Source organism: Amycolatopsis balhimycina FH 1894, assembly GCF_000384295.1.
GTDB classification, from domain to species: Bacteria; Actinomycetota; Actinomycetes; order Mycobacteriales; family Pseudonocardiaceae; genus Amycolatopsis; species Amycolatopsis balhimycina.
Window position 1 is genome coordinate 6,979,716 of sequence record NZ_KB913037.1, and the last position, 21,280, is coordinate 7,000,995.

General features: G+C 70.8%; 17 protein-coding genes. 10 read left to right on the plus strand and 7 right to left on the minus strand.

Annotated elements, in window-relative coordinates; translation table 11 throughout:
• Window positions 1-37 precede the first annotated feature (37 nt).
• Window positions 38-1,246, minus strand: coding sequence for a PQQ-dependent sugar dehydrogenase (locus tag A3CE_RS0132040; protein WP_020644196.1), 1,209 nt, complete (start codon window positions 1,244-1,246; stop codon window positions 38-40).
• A gap of 65 nt (window positions 1,247-1,311) precedes the next feature.
• Between A3CE_RS0132040 and A3CE_RS0132045 the strand changes: the two genes are divergently transcribed.
• Window positions 1,312-2,220 (plus strand): NAD(P)-dependent oxidoreductase, encoded by a 909-nt coding sequence (locus A3CE_RS0132045; RefSeq protein ID WP_020644197.1) that lies wholly within the window; start codon window positions 1,312-1,314, stop codon window positions 2,218-2,220.
• 44 nt (window positions 2,221-2,264) lie between these two features.
• Complete coding sequence (locus tag A3CE_RS0132050; protein WP_020644198.1) at window positions 2,265-2,840, plus strand: DoxX family protein; 576 nt, start codon at window positions 2,265-2,267, stop codon at window positions 2,838-2,840.
• Between the two features lie 234 nt (window positions 2,841-3,074).
• On the opposite strand, the gene ilvD is transcribed toward A3CE_RS0132050, so the two are convergent.
• Window positions 3,075-4,919: a dihydroxy-acid dehydratase gene (ilvD, locus tag A3CE_RS0132055; RefSeq protein WP_020644199.1), complete on the minus strand. Its 1,845-nt coding sequence runs from the start codon at window positions 4,917-4,919 to the stop codon at window positions 3,075-3,077.
• A gap of 102 nt (window positions 4,920-5,021) precedes the next feature.
• Window positions 5,022-5,471 carry a PH domain-containing protein gene (locus A3CE_RS0132060; protein WP_020644200.1) on the minus strand — a complete coding sequence of 150 codons (450 nt, stop codon included), beginning with the start codon at window positions 5,469-5,471 and terminating at the stop codon, window positions 5,022-5,024.
• 334 nt (window positions 5,472-5,805) lie between these two features.
• On the opposite strand from A3CE_RS0132060, the gene A3CE_RS0132065 reads away from it, so the two are divergent.
• The 4 genes from A3CE_RS0132065 (at window position 5,806) to A3CE_RS0132080 (ending at window position 9,635) form a co-directional block, all read left to right on the plus strand.
• Window positions 5,806-7,686 (plus strand): acetolactate synthase large subunit, encoded by a 1,881-nt coding sequence (locus A3CE_RS0132065; protein ID WP_043791192.1) that lies wholly within the window; start codon window positions 5,806-5,808, stop codon window positions 7,684-7,686.
• Between the two features lie 2 nt (window positions 7,687-7,688).
• A complete protein-coding gene (gene ilvN, locus A3CE_RS0132070; protein WP_003080760.1) occupies window positions 7,689-8,195 on the plus strand; it encodes an acetolactate synthase small subunit in 507 nt (168 codons plus the stop codon).
• A 35-nt stretch (window positions 8,196-8,230) separates the two neighbouring features.
• On the plus strand, window positions 8,231-9,244 hold the full coding sequence (gene ilvC, locus A3CE_RS0132075; protein ID WP_026469083.1) for a ketol-acid reductoisomerase: 1,014 nt from the start codon (window positions 8,231-8,233) through the stop codon (window positions 9,242-9,244).
• Between the two features lie 109 nt (window positions 9,245-9,353).
• Window positions 9,354-9,635 (plus strand): DUF397 domain-containing protein, encoded by a 282-nt coding sequence (locus A3CE_RS0132080; RefSeq protein ID WP_020644203.1) that lies wholly within the window; start codon window positions 9,354-9,356, stop codon window positions 9,633-9,635.
• On the opposite strand, the gene A3CE_RS0132085 is transcribed toward A3CE_RS0132080, so the two are convergent.
• The 4 genes from A3CE_RS0132085 to A3CE_RS0132100 form a co-directional block, all read right to left on the minus strand.
• The gene (locus A3CE_RS0132085) at window positions 9,632-10,513 is read right to left on the minus strand and encodes a nuclear transport factor 2 family protein (RefSeq protein WP_020644204.1); all 882 of its coding nucleotides are present in this window, start codon (window positions 10,511-10,513) and stop codon (window positions 9,632-9,634) included. The genes A3CE_RS0132080 and A3CE_RS0132085 overlap by 4 nt on opposite strands.
• Window positions 10,514-10,582: 69 nt before the next feature.
• Window positions 10,583-11,836: an ankyrin repeat domain-containing protein gene (locus A3CE_RS51955; RefSeq protein ID WP_020644205.1), complete on the minus strand. Its 1,254-nt coding sequence runs from the start codon at window positions 11,834-11,836 to the stop codon at window positions 10,583-10,585.
• A 354-nt stretch (window positions 11,837-12,190) separates the two neighbouring features.
• Complete coding sequence (locus A3CE_RS0132095; RefSeq protein WP_020644206.1) at window positions 12,191-13,003, minus strand: TIGR03620 family F420-dependent LLM class oxidoreductase; 813 nt, start codon at window positions 13,001-13,003, stop codon at window positions 12,191-12,193.
• Complete coding sequence (locus tag A3CE_RS0132100; protein WP_020644207.1) at window positions 13,000-13,899, minus strand: TIGR03620 family F420-dependent LLM class oxidoreductase; 900 nt, start codon at window positions 13,897-13,899, stop codon at window positions 13,000-13,002. The genes A3CE_RS0132095 and A3CE_RS0132100 overlap by 4 nt, the downstream gene beginning before the upstream one ends.
• Before the next feature lie 87 nt (window positions 13,900-13,986).
• Here A3CE_RS0132100 and A3CE_RS0132105 point away from each other — a divergent pair, with 87 nt between their 5' ends.
• From A3CE_RS0132105 to A3CE_RS0132120, 4 genes are all read left to right on the plus strand, one after another.
• Window positions 13,987-14,550 (plus strand): TetR/AcrR family transcriptional regulator, encoded by a 564-nt coding sequence (locus A3CE_RS0132105; RefSeq protein WP_026469084.1) that lies wholly within the window; start codon window positions 13,987-13,989, stop codon window positions 14,548-14,550.
• A gap of 127 nt (window positions 14,551-14,677) precedes the next feature.
• Window positions 14,678-16,276, plus strand: a complete 1,599-nt coding sequence (gene serA / locus A3CE_RS0132110) for a phosphoglycerate dehydrogenase (protein WP_020644209.1) — start codon at window positions 14,678-14,680, stop codon at window positions 16,274-16,276.
• 237 nt (window positions 16,277-16,513) lie between these two features.
• Window positions 16,514-19,867 carry a S8 family serine peptidase gene (locus A3CE_RS0132115; protein WP_020644210.1) on the plus strand — a complete coding sequence of 1,118 codons (3,354 nt, stop codon included), beginning with the start codon at window positions 16,514-16,516 and terminating at the stop codon, window positions 19,865-19,867.
• Between the two features lie 228 nt (window positions 19,868-20,095).
• Entirely contained in the window at window positions 20,096-21,133 is a 1,038-nt protein-coding gene (locus A3CE_RS0132120; RefSeq protein WP_026469085.1) for a 3-isopropylmalate dehydrogenase, read from the plus strand.
• Window positions 21,134-21,280: the final 147 nt, after the last annotated feature.

A 21,280-nucleotide genomic window follows, 5' to 3' on the forward strand; every position in this document is an offset into this window, starting at 1 on the left:
GCGTGGCCGTTATCCGGCAACCCAGGTATCCGCCGGGTCAGTCCTTGCCGTTTCCGCCGCCGGAGGTGGCCGGGGTGATCAGCACCACCCGGTCGTCGCTCGAGATCGGGGTGCCGCCGTCCTTGTTGACCGTGCCCGCCACCGCCATCTGCGGGTTGATCATGCTCATCCCGGCGAGCCGCCCGAACGTCGACGGTGGCTTGCCCGTCTTGCCGTCGAGGCTCACGGTCGGCTTGCCGCTGATCGCGCCCTCCGCCGTCACCGGCAGGTTCTGCAGGTTGCCGGCCAGCGACGTGCCGACCGAGAGCGAGCCGTTCGCGTCGACGAAGTCGGCGCAACCCGCGACGCCCGGTTTGTCCGGCCACGTCCACGCCGGCGTCGACAGCGGCTGGCCCGCCTGCACCCGGTAAAGGGCGTCCTTGTCGGCGAGCCGGTCGGTGACCCAGACGCGGCCGCCGTCGGCGGACGCGCACAGCCCGCCCGGGGCGTGCAGCCCGGCCGCCACCGCCAGCGCGCCGTTCGGGTTGCCCGCCGCGGCCTTGCCGGACGTGTCGATCCGCAGCACCTTCCCGGCGAGCGAGTTCGGGTCGGCGGCGGCGTCCGGGTTGCCCGCGTCGCCGGTCGCGACGAGCAACGCGCCGCGGTTGTCGGCGCTGATCGTGCCGCGGTTGCCGGTCGCGCCCTTCGGGATGCCGGTGAGCACCGGCTTCGCGGGCTGGCCCTTGGCGAACCGCACGACCCGGTTGTCCGTCGCCGTCGTCACGTACGCGAACACCAGCTGGTCCTCGACGTACGACGGCGAAAGCGCGAGCCCCGTCAGGCCGCCGTCGCCGGCCGCCTGGACGTCGAGCTTCGCGAACTCCGTCGCGTCCTTGCCCGCGGTCGCGAGCAGGACCCGGCCGCTCTTGCGCTCGCCGGCCAGCGCGCTCGGCGTCGAGCCGTCACCCGGCAGGCCGGCCACCGCCGCGACGGTGTCCAGGCAGGTCGCGATCACCGACTGGTTGAAGTCCTTGCAGCCCTGAGGCGGCGGCACCGTCGTGGCCGGAGACCCGGGCTGCACCTGCTTGCCGTCGCCGCCGGAGTCCTCGCCGGGGCCCCGGACCTCGGGCGGCGACTCGGGGCTCGGCACGGGCGCGGGACTGAACGTCTGGCCCGCCGCGGTGTCGTCGAACCGCGCGCACCCCGCGGGCAGCAGGACGCCGCAGGCCAGGATCGCCAGCAGGGCCGAGCGGTACCGAGTGCGCATGATCCCCCAGCCTAGGGGCCGGTGCGTGAACCATGGGTGAGTACTCCTCGATTACGTTGGGGATCATGACGCTGACCGTGCTGGTGCCCGACGACGAGGGCATGACCGTGCTCGCCGAGGTCCCGCGGGTCCTGCCGGTGCGCTACCAGTGGGGCGAGCCGGTGCCGGTGGAGGCCGCGAAGGCCGAGGTGCTCATCCCCGGCAAGCACCCGCCGGGCGACGAGCTGTGGCGCGCCCTGCCGAACCTCAGGCTGATCCAGCTGCTGTCCGCCGGTGCCGACGACTGGGTCGGCAAGGTGCCCGACGGCGTCCTGCTGTCCATTTGCCGGGGCGTGCAGGGCGGGAGCACCGCCGAGTGGGTCGTGGCGGTGCTGCTGTCGACGTACCGGAAGCTGGACGTCTTCGCCGCGGCGCGGCGCGAAGGCCGGTGGGAGCGGCAGACGGCGGACACGCTGCAGGGCAAGCGGGTGCTCGTCATCGGCGCCGGCGACCTCGGGCAGCACCTGCGGCGCCGGCTCGAACCGTTCGAGGCGCGGTGCACGATGGTGGCCATGAACGCGCGGGAAGGCGTGCACGGTGTGCGCGAGCTGCCCGGGCTGCTGGGCCTGCACGACGTCGTGGTGCTGATGGTGCCGCTGACCTCGCGCACCCGCGGGATGGTCGACGCGGAGTTCCTGGCCGAGATGCGCGACGGCGCGGTCCTGGTCAACGCTTCGCGTGGCGCCGTCGTGGTCACCGACGCCCTGGTCGCCGAACTGACCACGGGCCGGCTGCGTGCCGCCCTCGACGTCACCGATCCCGAACCACCGCCTCCCGGGCACCCGCTGTGGACGGTGCCGGGCCTGGTCATGACGCCACATGTCGGCGGGGCCGTGCGTGGGGCGCGAAGCCGTTCGTACGCCGTCGCGGCGGCGGAAATCGCCCGGTACGCCGGCGGCGAGCTGCCGGACAACCTGGTGCGCGGGGAGTACTAGCGCGGCGGCTCGCCAGGTCAGCCCATATCCCCTAACCTTCGCCCGTGAGCAGTGGAGACGACTTTTCGCAGCAGCCCACCAGCCTCCTGTCGGGCGTCGAGGACGATCGGTCGGACGACTCCCCGCGCCAGGGCGGGCTCGGCCTAGGGCTGCTGGTCCTGCGACTGGCGCTCGGCGCGACCATGGGCGCACACGGTCTCCAGCACCTGTTCGGCCTGTTCGGCGGGCCGGGCATCGGCGGGTTCGCGCGGATGCTGGAGACGTTCGGCTACCACAAGCAGACGACGTTGCTGTCATGGATCACGGGCATCACCGAGCTCGGCGGTGGGGTGCTGGTGATCGTCGGGCTGTTCACGCCGCTGGCGGCGGCGGGCTTGCTCGGGGTCGCCGCCAACGCCGTGTACGCGAAGTTCCACGGCGGGTTCTTCGAGGGGCAGGGGCAGGGTTTCGAGTTCGAGCTGCTGCTCGCGGCGTCGGCGCTGAGCCTGCTGTTCACCGGCTCCGGGCCGATCTCGCTGGAGCGGAACACGCCGTGGCGGAAGCGGCCGCTGCCGCTCGGGCTGGTCTCGCTGCTGCTGGCCGCCGCGGCCGCGGTGGTGGTCATCGTCCTGACGCGTTAGGGCCTGGGGACAACACCGCGGTCCGGACGTGCCCTGTGGACAAGTCGCTCGCGCGGATCCGGAATTGTCGGTGGCCTCCGGTAACGTTGAAATCGGGGGTCCCCCTCGTGGTTGGGGGGTCCGGGGATGCCCGAAAGCCGCGCTGAAGCCGGGGGATGGCCTGCGCGGCCGAAGTCCTGAACGCCGGGAAGGCCGCCCCGCTGACCGGGACGGCCTTCTCGGCTTGAGCCAGGACTACTTGTTCACGTCGCGGACCGCACCGGTGTCCGCCGACGTCGCCATCCGGGCGTAGGCCCGCAGTGCCGCCGTCACCGGGCGCTGGCGGTCCTTCGGCTGCCACGGCCGCTCGGACGCCTCCGTCTTCGCGCGGCGCTCGGCCAGGATCGGCTCGTCGACCAGCAGTTCCAGGCGTCGCTCGTGGATGTCCAAGAGAATCCTGTCGCCGTTCTCCACCAGGGCGATCAGGCCGCCCGCCGCCGCCTCGGGGGAGATGTGGCCCACCGAGATTCCGGACGAGCCGCCGGAAAAGCGGCCGTCGGTGATCAGGGCGCACTTCTTGCCGAGGCCCGAACCCTTGAGGAACGCCGTCGGGTGCAGCATCTCCTGCATGCCCGGGCCGCCCGCCGGGCCCTCGTAGCGGATCACCAGCACCTCGCCCGGCTGGATCTCCTTCTTGAGGATCGCCGACACCGCCTCCTCCTGGCTCTCCAGCACCCGCGCCGGGCCCTCGAAGTGCCACAGGTCCTCGTCGATGCCCGCGGCCTTGATCACCGCGCCGTTCTCCGCGAGGTTGCCGCGCAGGATCGCCAGGCCGCCGTCCTTCGTGTACGCGTGCTCGACGTCGCGGATGCAGCCGCCCGCCGCGTCGGTGTCCAAAGAGGACCAGCGGTTCGACGTCGAGAACGCCTTTGTCGTGCGGACTCCGCCGGGTGCGGCGTGGAACAGCTCGAGAGCCACGGCGGAAGGCGATGAAGCCCGGATGTCCCAGGTGGCGAGCCACGACTCCAGATCGGGAGAGTGCACCGACCACACGTCGGTGTTCAGCAGGCCGCCGCGGTACAGCTCGCCGAGGATGGCGGGGATGCCGCCGGCCCGGTGGACGTCCTCCATGTGGTAGTCGGAGTTCGGCGCGACCTTGGACAGGCACGGCACGCGGCGGCCGATCGCGTCGATGTCCGCGATCGTGAAGTCGACCTCGCCCTCCTGCGCCGCGGCGAGGACGTGCAGCACCGTGTTCGTCGAGCCGCCCATCGCCATGTCCAGCGCCATCGCGTTCTCGAACGCCGCCTTCGACGCGATCGAGCGCGGCAGGGCCGAGGCGTCGTCGTTTTCGTACCAGCGCTTGCACAGCTCGACGACCGTGCGCCCGGCCTCCTCGAACAGCGCCCGCCGCGCCGCGTGCGTCGCCAGCGTGGAGCCGTTGCCCGGCAGCGAGAGACCCAGCGCCTCGGTGAGGCAGTTCATCGAGTTCGCGGTGAACATGCCGGAGCACGAACCGCAGGTCGGGCACGCCGAGCGCTCGACGATGTCCAGCCCGTCCTCGTCGACCTCCGGGCTCGCCGACGCCGCGATCGCGGTGATCAGGTCGGTCGGCGCCTGCGCGACGCCGCCCACGACGACCGCCTTGCCGGCCTCCATCGGGCCGCCGGAGACGAAGACCACCGGGATGTTCAGCCGCATCGCCGCGTTGAGCATTCCCGGGGTGATCTTGTCGCAGTTGGAGATGCACACCAGCGCGTCGGCCTGGTGCGCGTTGACCATGTACTCCACCGAGTCGGCGATGATCTCGCGCGAAGGCAGCGAGTAGAGCATGCCGGAGTGACCCATGGCGATGCCGTCGTCGACGGCGATCGTGTGGAACTCGCGGGCGACGCCGCCGGCTTCCTTGACCGCGCCGGCGACGATCTCGCCGAGGTCCTTCAGGTGCACGTGGCCGGGCACGAACTGGGTGTAGGAGTTGGCGATCGCCACGATCGGCTTGCCGAAGTCGCTGTCGGTCATGCCGGTGGCGCGCCAGAGCGAGCGCGCGCCCGCCGCGTTGCGGCCGTGGGTCGTGGTCCGGGAACGGAGAGGCGGCACGGGAACTCCCAGGTCAAAGGGTGGCCAGCGAAACTGGTCCTACCAATTTACGCTGTCGGGCGAAGCCCGTCCGCCGAGGGTGGTGGCGGGGCGGGGCCCGGGTTACTCGCCGGCCGAGGTCTCGGACGCCCCGGGCTGGATGTCCTCGGCGCTCAGCTGCCCGCTCGGGTCCGCTACCAGCCCGTCGCTCACCAGCGACAGCACCGGCAGGTGCCGGGTCCGCACGGTCGGCAGCGGCACCTTCGTGTCGTCCTTCAGCACCGCCTGCACGCGGGCCTTCTTGGTGATCGCGAGCCCCTTCAACGCCGACCACGGCACGTCCCGCTTGCCGAACATCGTGCGGATCGCCAGCCCGTCGCGGGTGGCGACGGTCCGGGTGCGGACCACGAACACCGCCAGCGCGATCGGGAAGAGGTAGAGCCACTCCAGGTACGGGATCTCCCCGAGCGCGATGGGCGTCACGCAGATCGTCAGGAGGGCGATCGCCATGAACGACGTGCGGGGGATGCGGAAGACGGCCTTCCGGCCTTCGTCCTGCTGTTTTTCGGCCACGCGGAAATGGTGCACCGCTGCGCGGACCGGCTCGGACCCGGGTCGCGCGGGCGTGACGTGCGCCGCGAAGGTGTCCAGTATGCGGACGCGCCGTCCCGCAGAGTTGACACCCGAGCGGCGTTCGGTCTAGCGTCATCGCCGTGACACCGCTGACCGGCCTCGTACTTCCCAAGCGCGTCGACGCTTAGGGAAGACTTTCCGCTGCGTCGACGCGCGACCCTCGTGCGACCTTACGGTCGGCGAGGGTTTTTTGTTGCCCAAGGGAAGAGATTCCTGGCCCCACCGCACAAAACCGACCCGAACGAGTGACACCGAGACCCACGAGGCAGATCCGATGACCAGTGCCACGTCGCGCAGCGACGCGAAACCCGGGCCGACGCCCGGAACGCCCGGAGCACGTCCGAAGCCGACGCCACCGGCGGGAACGCCGGTGCGCGTCACCGGCGCCCAGTCGCTCGTGCGCTCGCTCGAGGCGGTCGGCGCCGAGGTGGTCTTCGGCATTCCGGGCGGCACCATCCTGCCCGCCTACGACCCCCTGCTCGACTCGACGAAGGTCCGCCACATCCTGGTCCGCCACGAGCAGGGCGCCGGCCACGCGGCCACCGGCTACGCGCAGGCCACCGGCAAGGTCGGCGTCTGCATGGCCACGTCGGGCCCGGGCGCGACCAACCTGGTCACCCCGCTCGCCGACGCCAACATGGACTCCGTCCCGGTCGTGGCCATCACCGGCCAGCAGTCGCGCGCGCTGATCGGCACCGACGCGTTCCAGGAAGCCGACATCTGCGGCATCACCATGCCGATCACGAAGCACAACTTCCTCGTCACGGACCCCGCGGACATCCCGCGGACCATCGCCGAGGCGTTCCACCTGGCGTCCACGGGCCGACCCGGCCCGGTCCTGGTGGACATCCCCAAGGACGTGCTGCAGGAGATGACCTCGTTCTCCTGGCCGACCGAGCTGCGGCTGCCGGGCTACCGCCCCACGCTGCGCCCGCACGGCAAGCAGGTCCGCGAAGCCGCGAAGCTGATCGCTAAGTCGCGACGTCCGGTGCTCTACGTCGGCGGTGGCGTGATCAAGGCCGAGGCGCACGAGCAGCTGAAGCAGCTCGCCGAGCTGACGAACATCCCGGTCGTCACCACGCTGATGGCGCGCGGCGCGTTCCCCGACTCGCACCCGCAGCACCTCGGCATGCCGGGCATGCACGGCTCGGTCGCCGCGGTCGCCGCGATGCAGCGCGCCGACCTGCTGATCGCGCTCGGCGCCCGGTTCGACGACCGGGTCACCGGCCAGCTGGAGTCGTTCGCGCCGGACGCCGCGATCGTGCACGCCGACATCGACCCGGCCGAGATCTCCAAGAACCGCAAGGCGGACGTCCCGATCGTGGGCGACTGCAAGGAGATCATCGGCGAGCTGATCACCGCCGTGAAGGCGGAGTTCGACCATGGTGAAAAGCCCGACCTCGCCGACTGGTGGACCCAGGCCGACGGCTGGCGCACGAACTACCCGGCCGGGTACGAGTGGCCCGACGACGGCTCGCTGTCGCCGCAGTACGTCATCGAGCGGATCGGCCGGCTCGTCGGCCCGGACGCCGTCTACGCCGCCGGCGTCGGCCAGCACCAGATGTGGGCCGCGCAGTTCGTCAAGTACGAGAACCCGCGCACCTGGATCAACTCCGGCGGCCTCGGCACCATGGGCTACGCGGTGCCCGCCGCGATGGGCGCGCAGTTCGGGGTCCCGGACAAGGCCGTGTGGGCGATCGACGGCGACGGCTGCTTCCAGATGACCAACCAGGAGCTGGCCACCTGCGCCATCGAGGGCGCGCCGATCAAGGTCGCTGTGATCAACAACGGCAACCTCGGCATGGTCCGGCAGTGGCAGAACCTGTTCTACGCGGAGCGGTACTCCAACACCGACCTCGGGACGCACAAGCACCGCATCCCGGACTTCGTCCTGCTGGCCGAGGCGCTGGGCTGCGCCGGCCTGCGGTGCGAAACGAAGGAAGACGTCGACGCCACCATCCGCCGCGCGATGGAAATCAACGACCGCCCCGTCGTGATCGACTTCGTCGTGGGGAAGGATGCCCAGGTGTGGCCGATGGTCGCGGCCGGCACCGGCAACGACGAGATCATGGCGGTCCGGGGCATCCGGCCGCTGTTCGACGACGACGAGGTTTCGGTGGAAGCAGCCGACTCCACTGCGGAAGGTGAGCGCTGACGATGAGCGTCCACACGCTGAGTGTCCTGGTCGAGAACAAGCCCGGTGTGCTCGCGCGCGTCTCGGGCCTGTTCTCCCGCCGCGGGTTCAACATCGAGTCCCTCGCCGTCGGGCCCACGGAAAACCCCGAGGTGTCCCGCATGACGATCGTGGTCGCCGTGGAAGAGCTACCGCTCGAACAGGTGACGAAGCAGCTCAACAAGCTGGTCAACGTGATCAAGATCGTCGAGCTGGAACAGTCGACCGCCGTGCAGCGTGAACTGCTGCTCGTGAAGGTTCGCGCCGACAACACCGTGCGCAGCCAGGTCCTCGAAACCGTCCAGCTCTTCCGGGCCAAGGTGGTGGACGTCTCTCCGGAGGCACTCACCGTCGAGGCCACCGGGACGTCCGACAAGATCGGTGCGTTGCTGCGGATGCTGGAGCCGTATGGCATCCGCGAGCTGGTGCAGTCGGGCATGGTCGCGGTGGGCCGTGGCGCCCGCTCGATCACCGCAACTTCGCCGCGATAAAACTTTGTAAGTCAGGAAAGGAAGCAGTAACCCCCATGGCAGTGGAAATTTTTTACGACGACGACGCCGACCTCTCGATCATCCAGGGGCGCAAGGTCGCTGTCATCGGCTACGGCAGCCAGGGCCACGCCCACTCGCTGAGCCTGCGCGACTCCGGCGTCGACGTCCGCATCGGCCTGCCCGAGGGGTCCAAGTCGCGGGCGAAGGCCGAGGAGCAGGGCCTGCGCGTGCTCACCCCGGCCGAGGCGTCGGCCGAAGCCGACCTGATCATGATCCTGGCGCCGGACACCAAGCAGCGTCACATCTACGAGCAGGACATCGCGCCGAACCTCAAGGACGGCGACGCCCTCTTCTTCGGGCACGGCTTCAACATCCGCTACGACCTGATCAAGCCGCCGGCGAACGTCGACGTCGCGATGGTCGCACCGAAGGGCCCGGGCCACCTGGTCCGCCGCCAGTTCGTCGACGGCAAGGGCGTCCCGGCGCTCATCGCCGTGGAGCAGGACGCCTCCGGCAACGCCCAGGCGCTCGCCCTCTCCTACGCGGCCGCCATCGGTGGCGCCCGCGCCGGCGTCATCAAGACGACGTTCACCGAGGAGACCGAGACCGACCTCTTCGGCGAGCAGGCCGTGCTCTGCGGTGGCGCGTCCGCGTTGGTGCAAACCGGCTTCGAGGTGCTCACCGAGGCCGGCTACGCCCCGGAGATCGCCTACTTCGAGGTGCTGCACGAGCTGAAGCTGATCGTCGACCTCATGTACGAGGGCGGCATCGCGCGCCAGCGCTACTCGATCTCCGACACCGCCGAGTACGGCGACCTGACCCGCGGCCCGCGCGTCATCTCGCCGGCGGTCAAGGAAGAAATGAAGAAGATCCTCGGCGAGATCCAGGACGGCACGTTCGCCCGCGAATGGGTCGCCGAGGACGAGGCCGGTCGGCCGAACTTCACCAAGCTCGAGGAGCAGGGCAACCAGCACCCGATCGAGGCGACCGGCAAGAAGCTGCGCGACCTGATGTCGTGGGTGGACCGGCCGATCACCGAGACCGCCTGACCATTTTTCGACAACACAGTTCGGCAACACAGTTCGGTAACACGCTGAAGGGGACGCCGCACGGCGTCCCCTTCAGTGCGTTCGGTGCCCGGGTCGCTACGCTGGTGACATGACTGATCAGCCGGTCGACGACAAGGCGCACATCCGGCACCACCTGGACTTCAGCAAGGCCGAGTGGATCCGGGCCGAGCCCGAGGGCGTCACGCTCGACGACTGCGTCGAGTACGCCTTCATCGAGCACACCGACGGTGTCACCTACACCGCGATGCGGCAGTCGTCGAAGCCGGACGGCGTCGTCCTGGTCTTCACCCCGGCGGAGTGGGACGCGTTCGTGAAGGGCGTCCGTGACGGCGAGTTCGACCTGCCCGAGGACCTCGCCGCGGAGGCTTAGAGCTTCGCCGCCAGCTCGGGGATCTTGCCGAGGTCGCCGGCGATGCCGAGGTGGTCGCCGTAGTCGCGGGATTCGACGACCAGGCCGCCCGAGATCCGCATGGCGAAGATGTTGGCGATCCGGACCGTGCGGCCGCCGTAGCTGCCCTGGTAGGCGAACTCGGCGATCAGGATCTCCGGGTCCGTGCCCTCGTACGTGACGAGGTCGGCGATCTCGAAGTCGACGCCCATGGCCGCGGCCTGCCCGAAGTGCGTCCGCAGCTCCTCGCGCGTGCGCACGACGGCCGAACCCGGCAGGAACGGGTGCGTGACGTGGGTGGGCTCGGCGTACAGCTCCGCCAGGTGCGGGCCGGCCTTGTCGCACACGCCGTAGACGAGCCGCTCGAACACCCCGCGCCGGCTCTTCGGGTCGCTCGACGTTCGTGGTCCGATCGGCGACAACTCGCGCGGCGGCGCCTGCTCGTAGGCCTTGACCAGCTGGTCGACGCCGTCGCGGATCGCGGCGAGCCGCAGGTAGTCGTGGTAGTCGCGGGTGTGGACGATCAGGCCGTCGCGGACGCGCAGCACCTGGATGTTGGCCGTCGGCGTGGTCCGGCCGGTCTCCACCGACTCGGCGTCGTAGTCGTATTCGGCGACGATCACCTCGGGGTCGGTCGTCTCGTGGACGACGACGTTCTTGCGCTTGAGCCGCAGGGCCCCGGCGAGGGCGCTGGTGAACCGTTCGTGGACCGCGGCGCGGCCGGTGATGCGGCCCGGCCGCGGCACGGCCTGGGGGTGTTCGACGACGGCGTCTTCGGCGTAGAGCGCGGAAAGCTCGTCCCACCGTCCTTCGCTGATGCCGTCGGACAGCGCGGCGAACACGTCGCGGGGTGAAGTCATGGGTCCTCCCAGTGGCAAAACGGAGTCTGAAGTCCGCCTGCGACGATACGGACTACAGACTCCGGTTGTCTACAAGGTTTGCAAGAGGTCTCGCGCGGCCGGCTGCCCGCACACGTCGGCCCACGTCTCCGGGGTGCTGTGGAAGATCCCGTCCCGGGCTTCGCGGTCGGCACCGCTTTCGACGAGGGCGCGGATGACGTCGAGGTGCCCGGACTGCGCGGCCAGGTGCAGCGCCGTGGCGCCTTCGCCGTGGTTCGGGCCGCCGAACGTGCCGGGGTGGTTCACGTCGGCGCCGAGGTCGAGGAGCGTCCGGACGGCGTCGAGCTTGCCTTGCGCGGCCGCCCACGCCAGCGCGGTGCCGCGGTAGACGTCGGCGTTCACCTCGGCGCCCCGGGCGACGAGGGTTCTCAGCGCGTCGACGCGGTCGTTGCGTGCCGCCCAGGCCAGGGCTTCGTTCTTGACTTCGGCGGGGTCGTCCGTCGGCTGCCGGCGCGGGAAACCGCTGTGCGGCCGGTAGAAACCCCGGTGCGCACCGGTGGCCGGGTGGCCCGGCCGGAGCAGCTCGTCGAGGAGGTCCGCGTCGCCGAGCCCGGCCGCGACGCGCAGGTTCCCCGGGGCCCGGCTGTATTCCGCCAGTTTCTCCGCCGCTTCGCGGTGGCCCCAGAACAGGGCGACGACCAGGGGAGTGCCGCCGTCACCCCGGGCCGGGACGTCGACCGGTGCGCCCGCTTCCAGGAGCAAGTCGAGCAGGAGCGGCAGGTTGCTGTAGGCGGCCTGGTGCAGGGGCGTCCAGCCGTGGACGTTGCCGCGCGACGGGTCGGCGCCGTGGTCGAGCAGGATCCGGCTGAGCCGTTCGTCGCAGGTCGCGCCGGCCATGCCGAGCAGGTCGTTGCCGTTGGTGCCGCGGGCGGTGACCAGCCCGGGGAATTCGTCGAGGAGTAACTCGAGTTTCCCCGGATCCCGGTCTTCGACGGCCCGGTACGCACGCGCGAACGGCTCGCCACTGTCTACAAGGGACTTGACGTGGTCGCGAAGTCCTTTCCAGGAACCGAAACCGTGCTCCCGGGCGACGACCGCGCGGGCGCCGTCCCGGGTGAGCGGCTGTCCCCAGCGGTCGAACGGCTCGCGCGCGCCGGGCGTCTCGTCCTCGGCGGAGGCGAGCAGTCCGAGCGCGCGCTCGGCGTAGTAACCGACGTCCTGGTGGTACGGGTGCTGCAGGCGTTCGCCGTGTTCGGTGACGCGCCGGACGTACGCCTGCAGCTTCGGCCAGCTCGGGAAGCCGTGCTCGCGGGCGATCCGGTACTGTGCTTCGGACAGCTTCACGGCTTCGGCGCGCGAGGTCCTTCGCGCGCTTGCGCAGCTGGTCCAGGCTGGGTTTCGCGGGCAGCGTGCCCATGGTGCCTCCTTCCCTCGTCGCCCGTGGTCCGCCGGCACCGGGCAGGAAAGAAGGTGCGGAGCTGGTGGTGCGGTACTGCAGGGGTGGGCTCGGCCCTTTCCGCGGACGGGGCGCGGCCCTCAACCGCGCCCCGTCACCCTACCGCCGAACCCGGATCTCGCGTGCTTCCCGCCAGATCTCGCGTGATCGAAGCCGGAACTCACGTGATCGGAGCCGGAACTCACGAGTTACGGCCTCGATCACACGAGTTACGGGTCTGGTCACGCGAGATCCGGGTTTCGTCACGGGAGGAGGTCGGCCAGGAGGCCGTAGGACTTCGGGGTTCGGGCCAGGACCTGGACGCAGACGTGGTCGGCGCCCGCGTCGAGGTGGGCCTGGATCCGGTCGGCCGCCGCCTGTTCGCCGGTCGCGACGATGGCGTCGACCAGGCGGTCGCTGCCGCCGTCGGCGAGGTCGTCGTCGGTGAAGCCGAGGCGGCGCAGGTTCGCCTGGTGGTGCGGGGCCTGCCGGACGTAGAGGCCGACGTGTTCGCGGGCGGCGTCCGGTGAAGCGTCCAGGATCACCGCTTGCTCGACGGCCAGGTACTTGCCCGGGCCGAGCCGTTCGCGGGCCATCGCCGTGTGCTCCGGCGGGACGAAGTACGGGTGCGCGCCGTCCGTCCGTTCGGCCGCCAGGTCGAGCGCCCGGGGCCCGAGCGCCGCGATCAGCCGCCGGGGCCGCGGCGACGGCGGTGGCAGGGCGGGCAGTTCGGCCGTGTCCATCCCCTCGAGGTACTCGCGCATCGCCGAAATCGGCCGCGCGCCCGGGAAGTGCCCGCCGAGGCCGACGGTGAACCGGCCCGGGTACGCCTCGCCGAGCGCCCGGGTCGCCGCCTCCGCCGTGATCGGCGCGCGGCGGTCGAACCGCGCGATGCCCGTGGCCACGGTGAGCCGGGAGGTCGCCGCCAGGATCAGGGCCGCCTGCGTGAAGGCGTCCCGGCCGGCGTATTCGCCGAACCAGAGCGCGTCGAAGCCCAGTTCCTCCACCTCCGCGGCCGTTTCGCGGACCGCGCCGATCGGGGCGCCGTCGAAGAACCGCCAGATCCCGACGCTCATCGGGTCACCTCCGGGGCCAGTTCGGCCAGTATGTCCACAGTGGATTCGAACGTGGCCGCCGACGGCGTCAGCAGCACGTGGTCCGCGCCCGCGTCCCGGAGTTCGTCGAGCCGCTTCGCGATGGTCGCCGCGTCACCCCAGAGGACGAGGTCGTCGACGAACCGGTCGCTCGGCCCGGCGATGTCGGCCTCGGTGTAGCCGAGCCGTTTCCAGCCCGCCAGGTACACCGTGACGCTGTACTGCCGTGACTGCGCCACCCGGCGCCACACGCTCTCGCGAGCGTCCTCGCGGCTGCCGAGCAGCACCGTCTGCTGCGGGATCAGCAGCTTGTCCGGCCCGAGGATCTCCCGGGCGTACGGCGTGTGCGAGACCGGCTGGGCGAACGGATGCGCGCCGTCGGCGTGGTCACGGGACAGGGCCAGCATCTTCGGGCCGACCGCGGCCAGCACGCGCGGAAACGCCACGGGCGCGGGGCTTTCGGCCGCGGAGGTGTCCATTTCGGACAGATAGTCCCGCATGCGGTCGATCGGGCGGTAGTCCTCGCCCAGCTTCGCCGCCTGGAACGCGTGCCCGACGCCGATGCCGAGCACGAACCGGCCGGGGTGAGCATGGGCGAGCGTCGCGCCGCCCTTGTGCGCGGTCGTCCCGCGCCGGGCCCACAGGTTCGCGATGCCGGTGCCGAGCACGACGTCCGGCACCGACGCGAGCAGGTCGCCGAAGTGCGCGAACACCTCGCGGGTGCCGGGTCCTTCGCCGCTCCAGGCCGAGCGGTAGCCGGCTTCGGCGAGCCGCCGCGTCGCCGCGCGTTCGACGTCCGGGGGTGGGGCCAGGGGTGCGCTCGGCAACCAGGCGCCGACCGCGCCGAGCCGTGCGCGGGTGTCTTCGATCAGGGTCATCCTCGATCCCTCCAGTAAGCTGAGGCTGCCTCCGGTCAATATACGGAGGCAGCCTCCGATTGGCTACCCGGTAAGGTTCGAGTGGCGATGACCGATGTGAAACCGATGCGCGCGGACGCCCGCCGCAACTACGAACGCCTCCTCGAAGAGGCGCAACGCTCCTTCGCCGAGCACGGCGTCGAGGCGTCACTGGAAGACATCGCGCGCCGCGCCGGAGTCGGCATCGGCACGCTCTACCGGCACTTCCCGACGCGCGACGCACTGCTCGAGACGCTCCTGCGTGCTCGCTTCGACGCGCAGGCCGAGCGGGCCCGCGAACTGCTCACCCATCCCGAGCCGCTGAACGCCCTGCACTCCTGGCTGGCCGGGCTCGGGGACGCCACCGGCACGTTCCGCGGCCTGGTCGAGCTCACCGCCGACGCGCTGAACGACGAATCATCCCGTTTGTACGCGTCGTGCCACACGATGCGCGAGTGGGGTTCCCATCTGGTGGAACGTGCGAAACAGGCCGGTGAGCTTCGCGCCGACGTCACCGCGCAGGAGCTGCTTTTGTTGCTGCACGCGGCATCCTGGGCGGGCGGCCACCTGCCCGGTCCCGGGGGCATGCAACGCCTCCTGGCTCTTGTTTTCGAGGGATTACGGGCGAGTTAACACGGGGGGAAGCCACCGGGCGCTCCTGCGCGTTAAACTCCGGCTCGACCGGGGCACAACGGCGTGCTGAGACCGTCTGTCGACACATGGAACGTTCTGGAAGTGACCAGATAGTGGGAGCCGCATCGTGAGCAAGCCCAATAAGCCCGTCGTCCTCATCGCGGAGAAGCTCGCCCCCTCCGTGCTGAGTGTCTTCGGTGACGAGGTGGAGGTCCGGCACGTCGACGGCACGGACCGGTCCGCGCTGCTCGAGGCGGTGAAGAGCGCCGACGCGCTCCTGGTCCGCTCCGCCACCCAGGTCGACGCCGAGGTCTTCGGCGCCACCACCCAGCTCAAGGTCGTCGCCCGTGCCGGCGTCGGGCTGGACAACGTCGTGGTGCCCGCCGCCACCGAGCGCGGCGTCCTGGTCGTCAACGCGCCGACGTCGAACATCGTCTCCGCCGCCGAGCACGCCGTCGCCCTGCTGCTTTCGGTCGCGCGCCGGGTCCCGGCCGCCGACCAGAGCCTCCGCGGCGGCGAGTGGAAGCGCAGCTCGTTCTCCGGCGTCGAGCTGCAGGGCAAGACGATCGGTGTCGTGGGCCTCGGCAAGATCGGGCAGCTGTTCGCCCAGCGTCTCGCCGCCTTCGAAACCAAGCTCATCGCCTACGACCCCTACGTCTCGGCCGCGCGCGCCGCGCAGCTGGGCATCGAGCTCGTCACGCTCGACGAGCTGCTGCGCCGCGCCGACGCCATCTCCATCCACCTGCCGAAGACGCCGGAGACCAAGGGCCTCATCGACGCCGAGGCGCTGAAGAAGACCAAGCCGGGCGTCATCATCGTGAACGCCGCCCGTGGCGGGCTGATCGTCGAGCAGGACCTGGCCGACGCGCTGCGCTCGGGTCACGTCGGCGGCGCCGGCGTCGACGTCTTCGTCTCCGAGCCGACCACGTCCAGCCCGCTGTTCGAGCTGGAGAACGTCGTCGTGACGCCGCACCTGGGCGCTTCGACGGCCGAGGCGCAGGACCGCGCGGGCACCGACGTCGCGAAGTCGGTGCTGCTGGCCCTGCGCGGCGAGTTCGTGCCGGACGCGGTGAACGTCTCCGGCGGCGGCGCGGTGGGCGAACACGTCCGCCCGTACCTGTCGCTGGTCCAGAAGCTCGGCACCCTGCTCACCGCGCTGAACCCGAAGGCGCCGACGTCGGTGACCGTGCAGGTCAAGGGCGAGCTGACCAGCGAGGACACCAGCGTGCTGCAGCTCGCCGCGCTGCGCGGGGTGTTCACCGGCGTGGTCGAGGACCAGGTCACGTTCGTCAACGCGCCGCAGCTGGCGGAGAAGCTGGGCGTGCAGGTCGAGCTGGTGACCGAACCCGAGAGCCCCAAGTTCCGCAGCCTGGTCACCGTGCGCGCGGTGTACGCCGACGGCGCGACGCTCACCGTGTCGGGCTCGGTCACCGGCAAGGACGAGGCCGAGAAGCTGGTCGAGGTCAACGGCCGCGGGTTCGACCTGCGCGCCGAAGGCACCGTGCTGCTGGTCGAGTACGCGGACCGCCCGGGCGTGATGGGCCGCGTCGGGACGCTGCTCGGCGAGGCGGGCATCAACATCGAGGCCGCGCAGATCAGCCAGACCACCGACGGCTCCGACGCGGTGATGCTGCTGCGCGTCGACCGCCACATCGACGCCCACCTGCTGGACCCGATCGGCGCTTCGGTCGGGGCGCACACGATCCGCGCGGTGGACTTCACCTGATTCCTCTCGCACGCGAAAGCCCCCTCGCCACCTCGGAGAGGGGGCTTTCGCGTGCAATCACATTCACATAACGGACTTCTTTGCCTACGGAAGTAGGTGTTTTGGGGCATTAGGTTCCTTTGCGCGAGGTCGAACCACGCGTCGTCGAAGGGCACGGCGCTGTGCCGCGCTTCACCGTCGGGGGTGTCAGGAGCGGCAGGCAGGTTCGGGTCCAGACCTCGAGTAAGGGGCCGACTCATGAGCAGATCCCGCCTACCCGCGCGCGCCACGACGGCGGCCTTCGCCGTCGTGCTGGCGGCCGCGCTCGGGGCGCCGGTCGCGAGCGCGGCGGATGCGCCGCTCGCCGACGGCGTCGCACCGGCCAAGATCGACGACGCGCGGCTGCAGGGCAAGCTGTCGCCGCGTCTGGGGGCCGCGCAGGGCCGGGTCACCGCGTTCGTCGAACTGGCCAAGAAGCCGGCCGTCGACGCGTTCACCGCCGCGGAGCCGCAGGGCAAGGACCAGGCGAAGCGGGCCGCCCGCGCCGCGAAGGCCGACACCGCCGCCGCGGTGGACTCCGTCCTCGGCCAGCTGCGCGCGGCCGATGCCCAGCCGCAGGTCGTCACCCAGACCGCCAACGCCGTTCCCGGCGTGGTCGTCACCGCCGACGCCGCGAAGCTGCGCGAAGTCGCGAAGCGGGCGGACGTCGTCGCGGTGCGCACGGTCGTGCCGAAGACCCGGACCAACGCCAGCGCCGAGCAGCTGACCAACACCCTCGCCGCCTGGCAGCAGACCGGCAAGTTCGGCGACGGCGTCCGCGTCGGCGTCATCGACGACGGCATCGACTACACCCACGCCGACTTCGGCGGCCCGGGCACGCAGGCCGCCTACAAGAGCGTCGACAGCACCAAGCCGACGCCGCTGTTCCCGAGCGCCAAGGTGGTCGGCGGCACCGACCTCGTCGGCAACGACTACGACGCCGCGACGGCCGGCAAGACCACCCCGAAGCCGGACCCGAACCCGCTGGCCTGCGGCGAGCACGGCACGCACGTCGCCGGCACCATCGGCGGCTTCGGCATCACCGCCGACGGCAAGACCTTCAAGGGCGACTACAAGAAGCTGGACGCCAAGAAGGTCGACGCGATGCAGATCGGCCCGGGCACGGCGCCGAAGTCGCTGCTCTACGCGATCAAGGTGTTCGGCTGCACGGGGTCGACGAACGTCACCTCGCAGGCACTGGACTGGGCGCTCGACCCGGACGGCGACGGCGACTTCACCGACCACCTCGACATCGTCAACCTCTCGCTCGGCTCCGACTTCGGCGCGCCGGACGACCCGGACTCGCTGTTCGTGCGCAAGCTCGCCGCGAACAACGTGCTGCCGGTGATCTCCGCGGGCAACGGCGGCGACATCAACGACATCGCCGGCTCCCCGGGCAACACCCCCGAGGCGCTGACCGTGGCCAGCACGCGGGACGCGGGCGTCCTGCGCGACGCCGCCGAGGTCAAGGCGCCCGCGGGCGTCGCGGGCCAGAAGACCGGGCAGTACAGCCAGAACTACACCGGCTACGACACCCTCGACCTCGCCGCGCCGGTCGTCAAGCTGTCGGCGGCGAACGCCGCGGGCTGTGCGCCGTACTCCGCCGAGGACAAGGCGAAGGCCGCCGGCAAGTTCGTCTGGCTGGAGTGGGACGACAACGACTCGACCCGCGCCTGCGGTTCGGCGGCACGGTCGAACAACGCCCAGGCGGCCGGGGCGAAGGGCGCGCTGCTGTCGTCCACTTTGGAGCACTTCAGTGCGGGCATCGCGGGCAACGCGGCGATCCCGGTGTTCCAGTTCACCGGCTCCGCGACGGCTCCGCTGCGCCCGGCCCTGAACGCCGGCACGCTGCAGGTCCGGCTCTTCGGCACCGGCCGCGCCTCGATCCAGACCTCCGACAAGACGATCGTGGACACCCCGAGCTCGTTCACCTCGCGCGGCACCCGCGGCCCGGCGCTCAAGCCGGACGTCGCCGCGCCGGGTGACACGATCACCTCGGCGTTCCGCGGCAGCGGCAACGGCCGGACCGTGCTTTCGGGCACGTCGATGGCCGCTCCGCACACCGCGGGCATCACCGCGCTGGTCCGCCAGGCGCACCCGGACTGGTCGGTCGAGGACGTCAAGGCGTCGGTCATCGACACCGCCGGCCACGACGTCTCCGACGGCAAGGGCCACACCTACGCGCCGCAGCGCGTCGGCAGCGGCCGGATCGACGCGAAGGCCGCGCTGGACAACCAGGTGCTCGCCTACGTCGTGGACGACCCGGGCGCGGTGAGCGTCAGCTTCGGCACGGTCGAGGCGGCCGGGCCGGTGACCCTGTCCAAGACGATCAAGCTGGTCAACAAGGGTGTCACGCCCGCCGAGTACACCGTGGCCTACCAGGCGGTCAACGCGCTGCCGGGTGTCGAGTACACAGTGGACAAGCAGTCGGTGAAGCTGAGCGCGCGCGGCACCGCCAAGGTGAAGGTGACCCTGAAGATCACCGACCCGAAGGCGCTGCGCAAGGTGATGGACCCGACCATGGCGGCCACCCAGGCCGGCCTGGCCCGGCAGTTCGTCGCGGACGCCTCCGGCCGCGTCGCCTTCACTCCGGTCAGCGGGGCCAAGGTGCCGCTGCGGGTTTCGGTCTACGCCGCACCCAAGCCGGTTTCGACGATTTCGACGCCGCCGTCGGTGAAGTTCCCGTCCGACGCCACCCAGGCCGTGCTGAACCTCGGCGGCAAGGGTGTCGACCAGGGCGCCGGCGCGCAGCGGTACCGCTCGCTGATCAGCGTGCTCGAGCTGCAGGCGGAGTCCCCGCAGCTGCCCGAGTGCGACGCGGACGTGGTCACCGACTGCACGCTGAACAAGACGGCCAAGGGCGGCGACCTCCGTTACATCGGTGCGGCGTCGACCGCTCCGCTGGCGAAGGCCCAGGGCGAGCCGGAGAACGCGATGCTCGCGTTCGGCCTGTCCACCTGGGGCGACTGGGCGAACATCGGCAGCAACACGTCGCCGTTCGTCGACATCGACACCACCGGGGACGGGCAGCCGGACTTCGAGACCTACGTGACCAAGGCGACGGCGACCGACGTCCTCCTGGCCAACACGGTCGCGCTGAAGCCGGGCTTCCCGACCGTCGACGTCCAGGCGGTCAACGGCCAGCTCGGCGACGTCGACACCAACGTGTTCGACACGAACGTGATCACGCTGCCGGTTTCCCTCTCGGCACTCGGCATCGACGCGAACGCCGACACCCACCGCATCTCCTACACGGTGGGCGTCAGCGGCTTCTACGTCGCGCCGGGCACGACGAACGGGCTGATCGACTACGTCGGCACGCCGCTCTCGTTCGACGCGCTCGCGCCGGGCTACGCGGTGCAGGGTGGTGGCGACGCCGCCCTGGGCTACGTCGCGAAGCCGGGCACGGCGCTGGTCGTGACCCGGAACGCGACGTCGGCCGCGGCCGACAACGCCCTCGGGCTGCTGGCCATCGAGCACCACAACGCGGCGGGCAACCGGGCGAACGTGGTCAAGGTGGAGGACGCCCGGCCGGGGAACGACCGTCAGCCGATCGGGGCAGGTCACCACTGACGGGCGGCAAGATCGATTGACGCAGGACCAGGGGCGCTCGCCGCGGATTTCCGCGGGGAGCGCCCCTCTCGCGTTCCCCCGATCGGGTGTCTCACCCTGCGGGAGGATGCGGCATAAGGGTGGTGCGGCTACGGCCGTTTGTCTACGGCCGGTAACCTTCCGGCTGCTGGCGTTTTGTTGCGGTGGGCCATCGGTGCGGTCGATGGTCCGGTCGACGGAGGTGTGTGGATGCGGCTCGCGGTGATCCCAGGTGACGGGATCGGGCCCGAGGTGGTCTCCGAGGCGCTGAAGGTACTCGGCGAGGTAGTACCGACGGCGGAGATCACGAACTACGACCTCGGCGCCGCGCGATGGCACTCGACCGGCGAGCTGCTCCCCGAGTCGGTCCTCGGCGAGCTCCGCCAGCACGACGCGATCCTGCTGGGCGCGGTCGGTGACCCGTCGGTGCCGAGCGGAATCCTCGAGCGCGGCTTGCTGCTGCGCCTGCGGTTCGAAATGGACCACCACGTCAACCTGCGCCCGGCGCGGCTGTACCCGGGTGTCCGGGGACCGCTGGCCGACGCGGGTGACGTCGACATGGTCGTCGTGCGCGAAGGCACCGAAGGCCCGTACGCGGGTACTGGTGGCCTGATCCGCAAGGACACCGAGCACGAAATCGCGACGGAGGTCAGCGTCAACACGGCGTTCGGCGTCCGGCGCGTGGTGGCGGACGCGTTCAGCCGCGCCGAGGCCCGGCCGCGCAAGCACCTGACGCTGGTGCACAAGACCAACGTGCTCTCGTTCGCCGGGTCGCTGTGGTCGCGCATCGTCGAAGAGGTTTCGCTGGAGCACCCGGACGTGACGGTCGCGTATTCGCATGTGGACGCGGCGACGATCCACCTGGTGACGGACCCGTCCCGGTTCGACGTGATCGTGACGGACAACCTGTTCGGCGACATCATCACCGACCTCGCGGCGGCGGTGACGGGCGGAATCGGCCTCGCGGCCAGCGGCAACCTGGACATGACCCGCCGCAACCCGAGCATGTTCGAGCCGGTCCACGGCTCGGCGCCGGACATCGCGGGCCAGGGGCTCGCGGACCCGACGGCGGCGGTGCTGTCCGTGGCGCTGCTGCTGGACCACCTGGGCCAGAAGGAATCGGCCCGGCGGATCGAGGCGTCGGTGGCGTTCGACCTGGCCACCCGGGACCAGTCTTCGCCGGGCGCCACGACGGCGATCGGTGACCGGCTGGCGGCTTTGGTTTCGTCCAACGTCCGCACGGGCTGATTTTCCGGAGAAGCCCCGCACCCGTTGCTCGGGTGCGGGGCTTTTTCGTGCCGGGTGCCGGGTGCCGCTGGGCCGGAGGTCTTGAATGACTCATTCAGGACCTCCGAAGACCTGAATGAGTCATTCAAGACCTCGGAACTGTGCCGC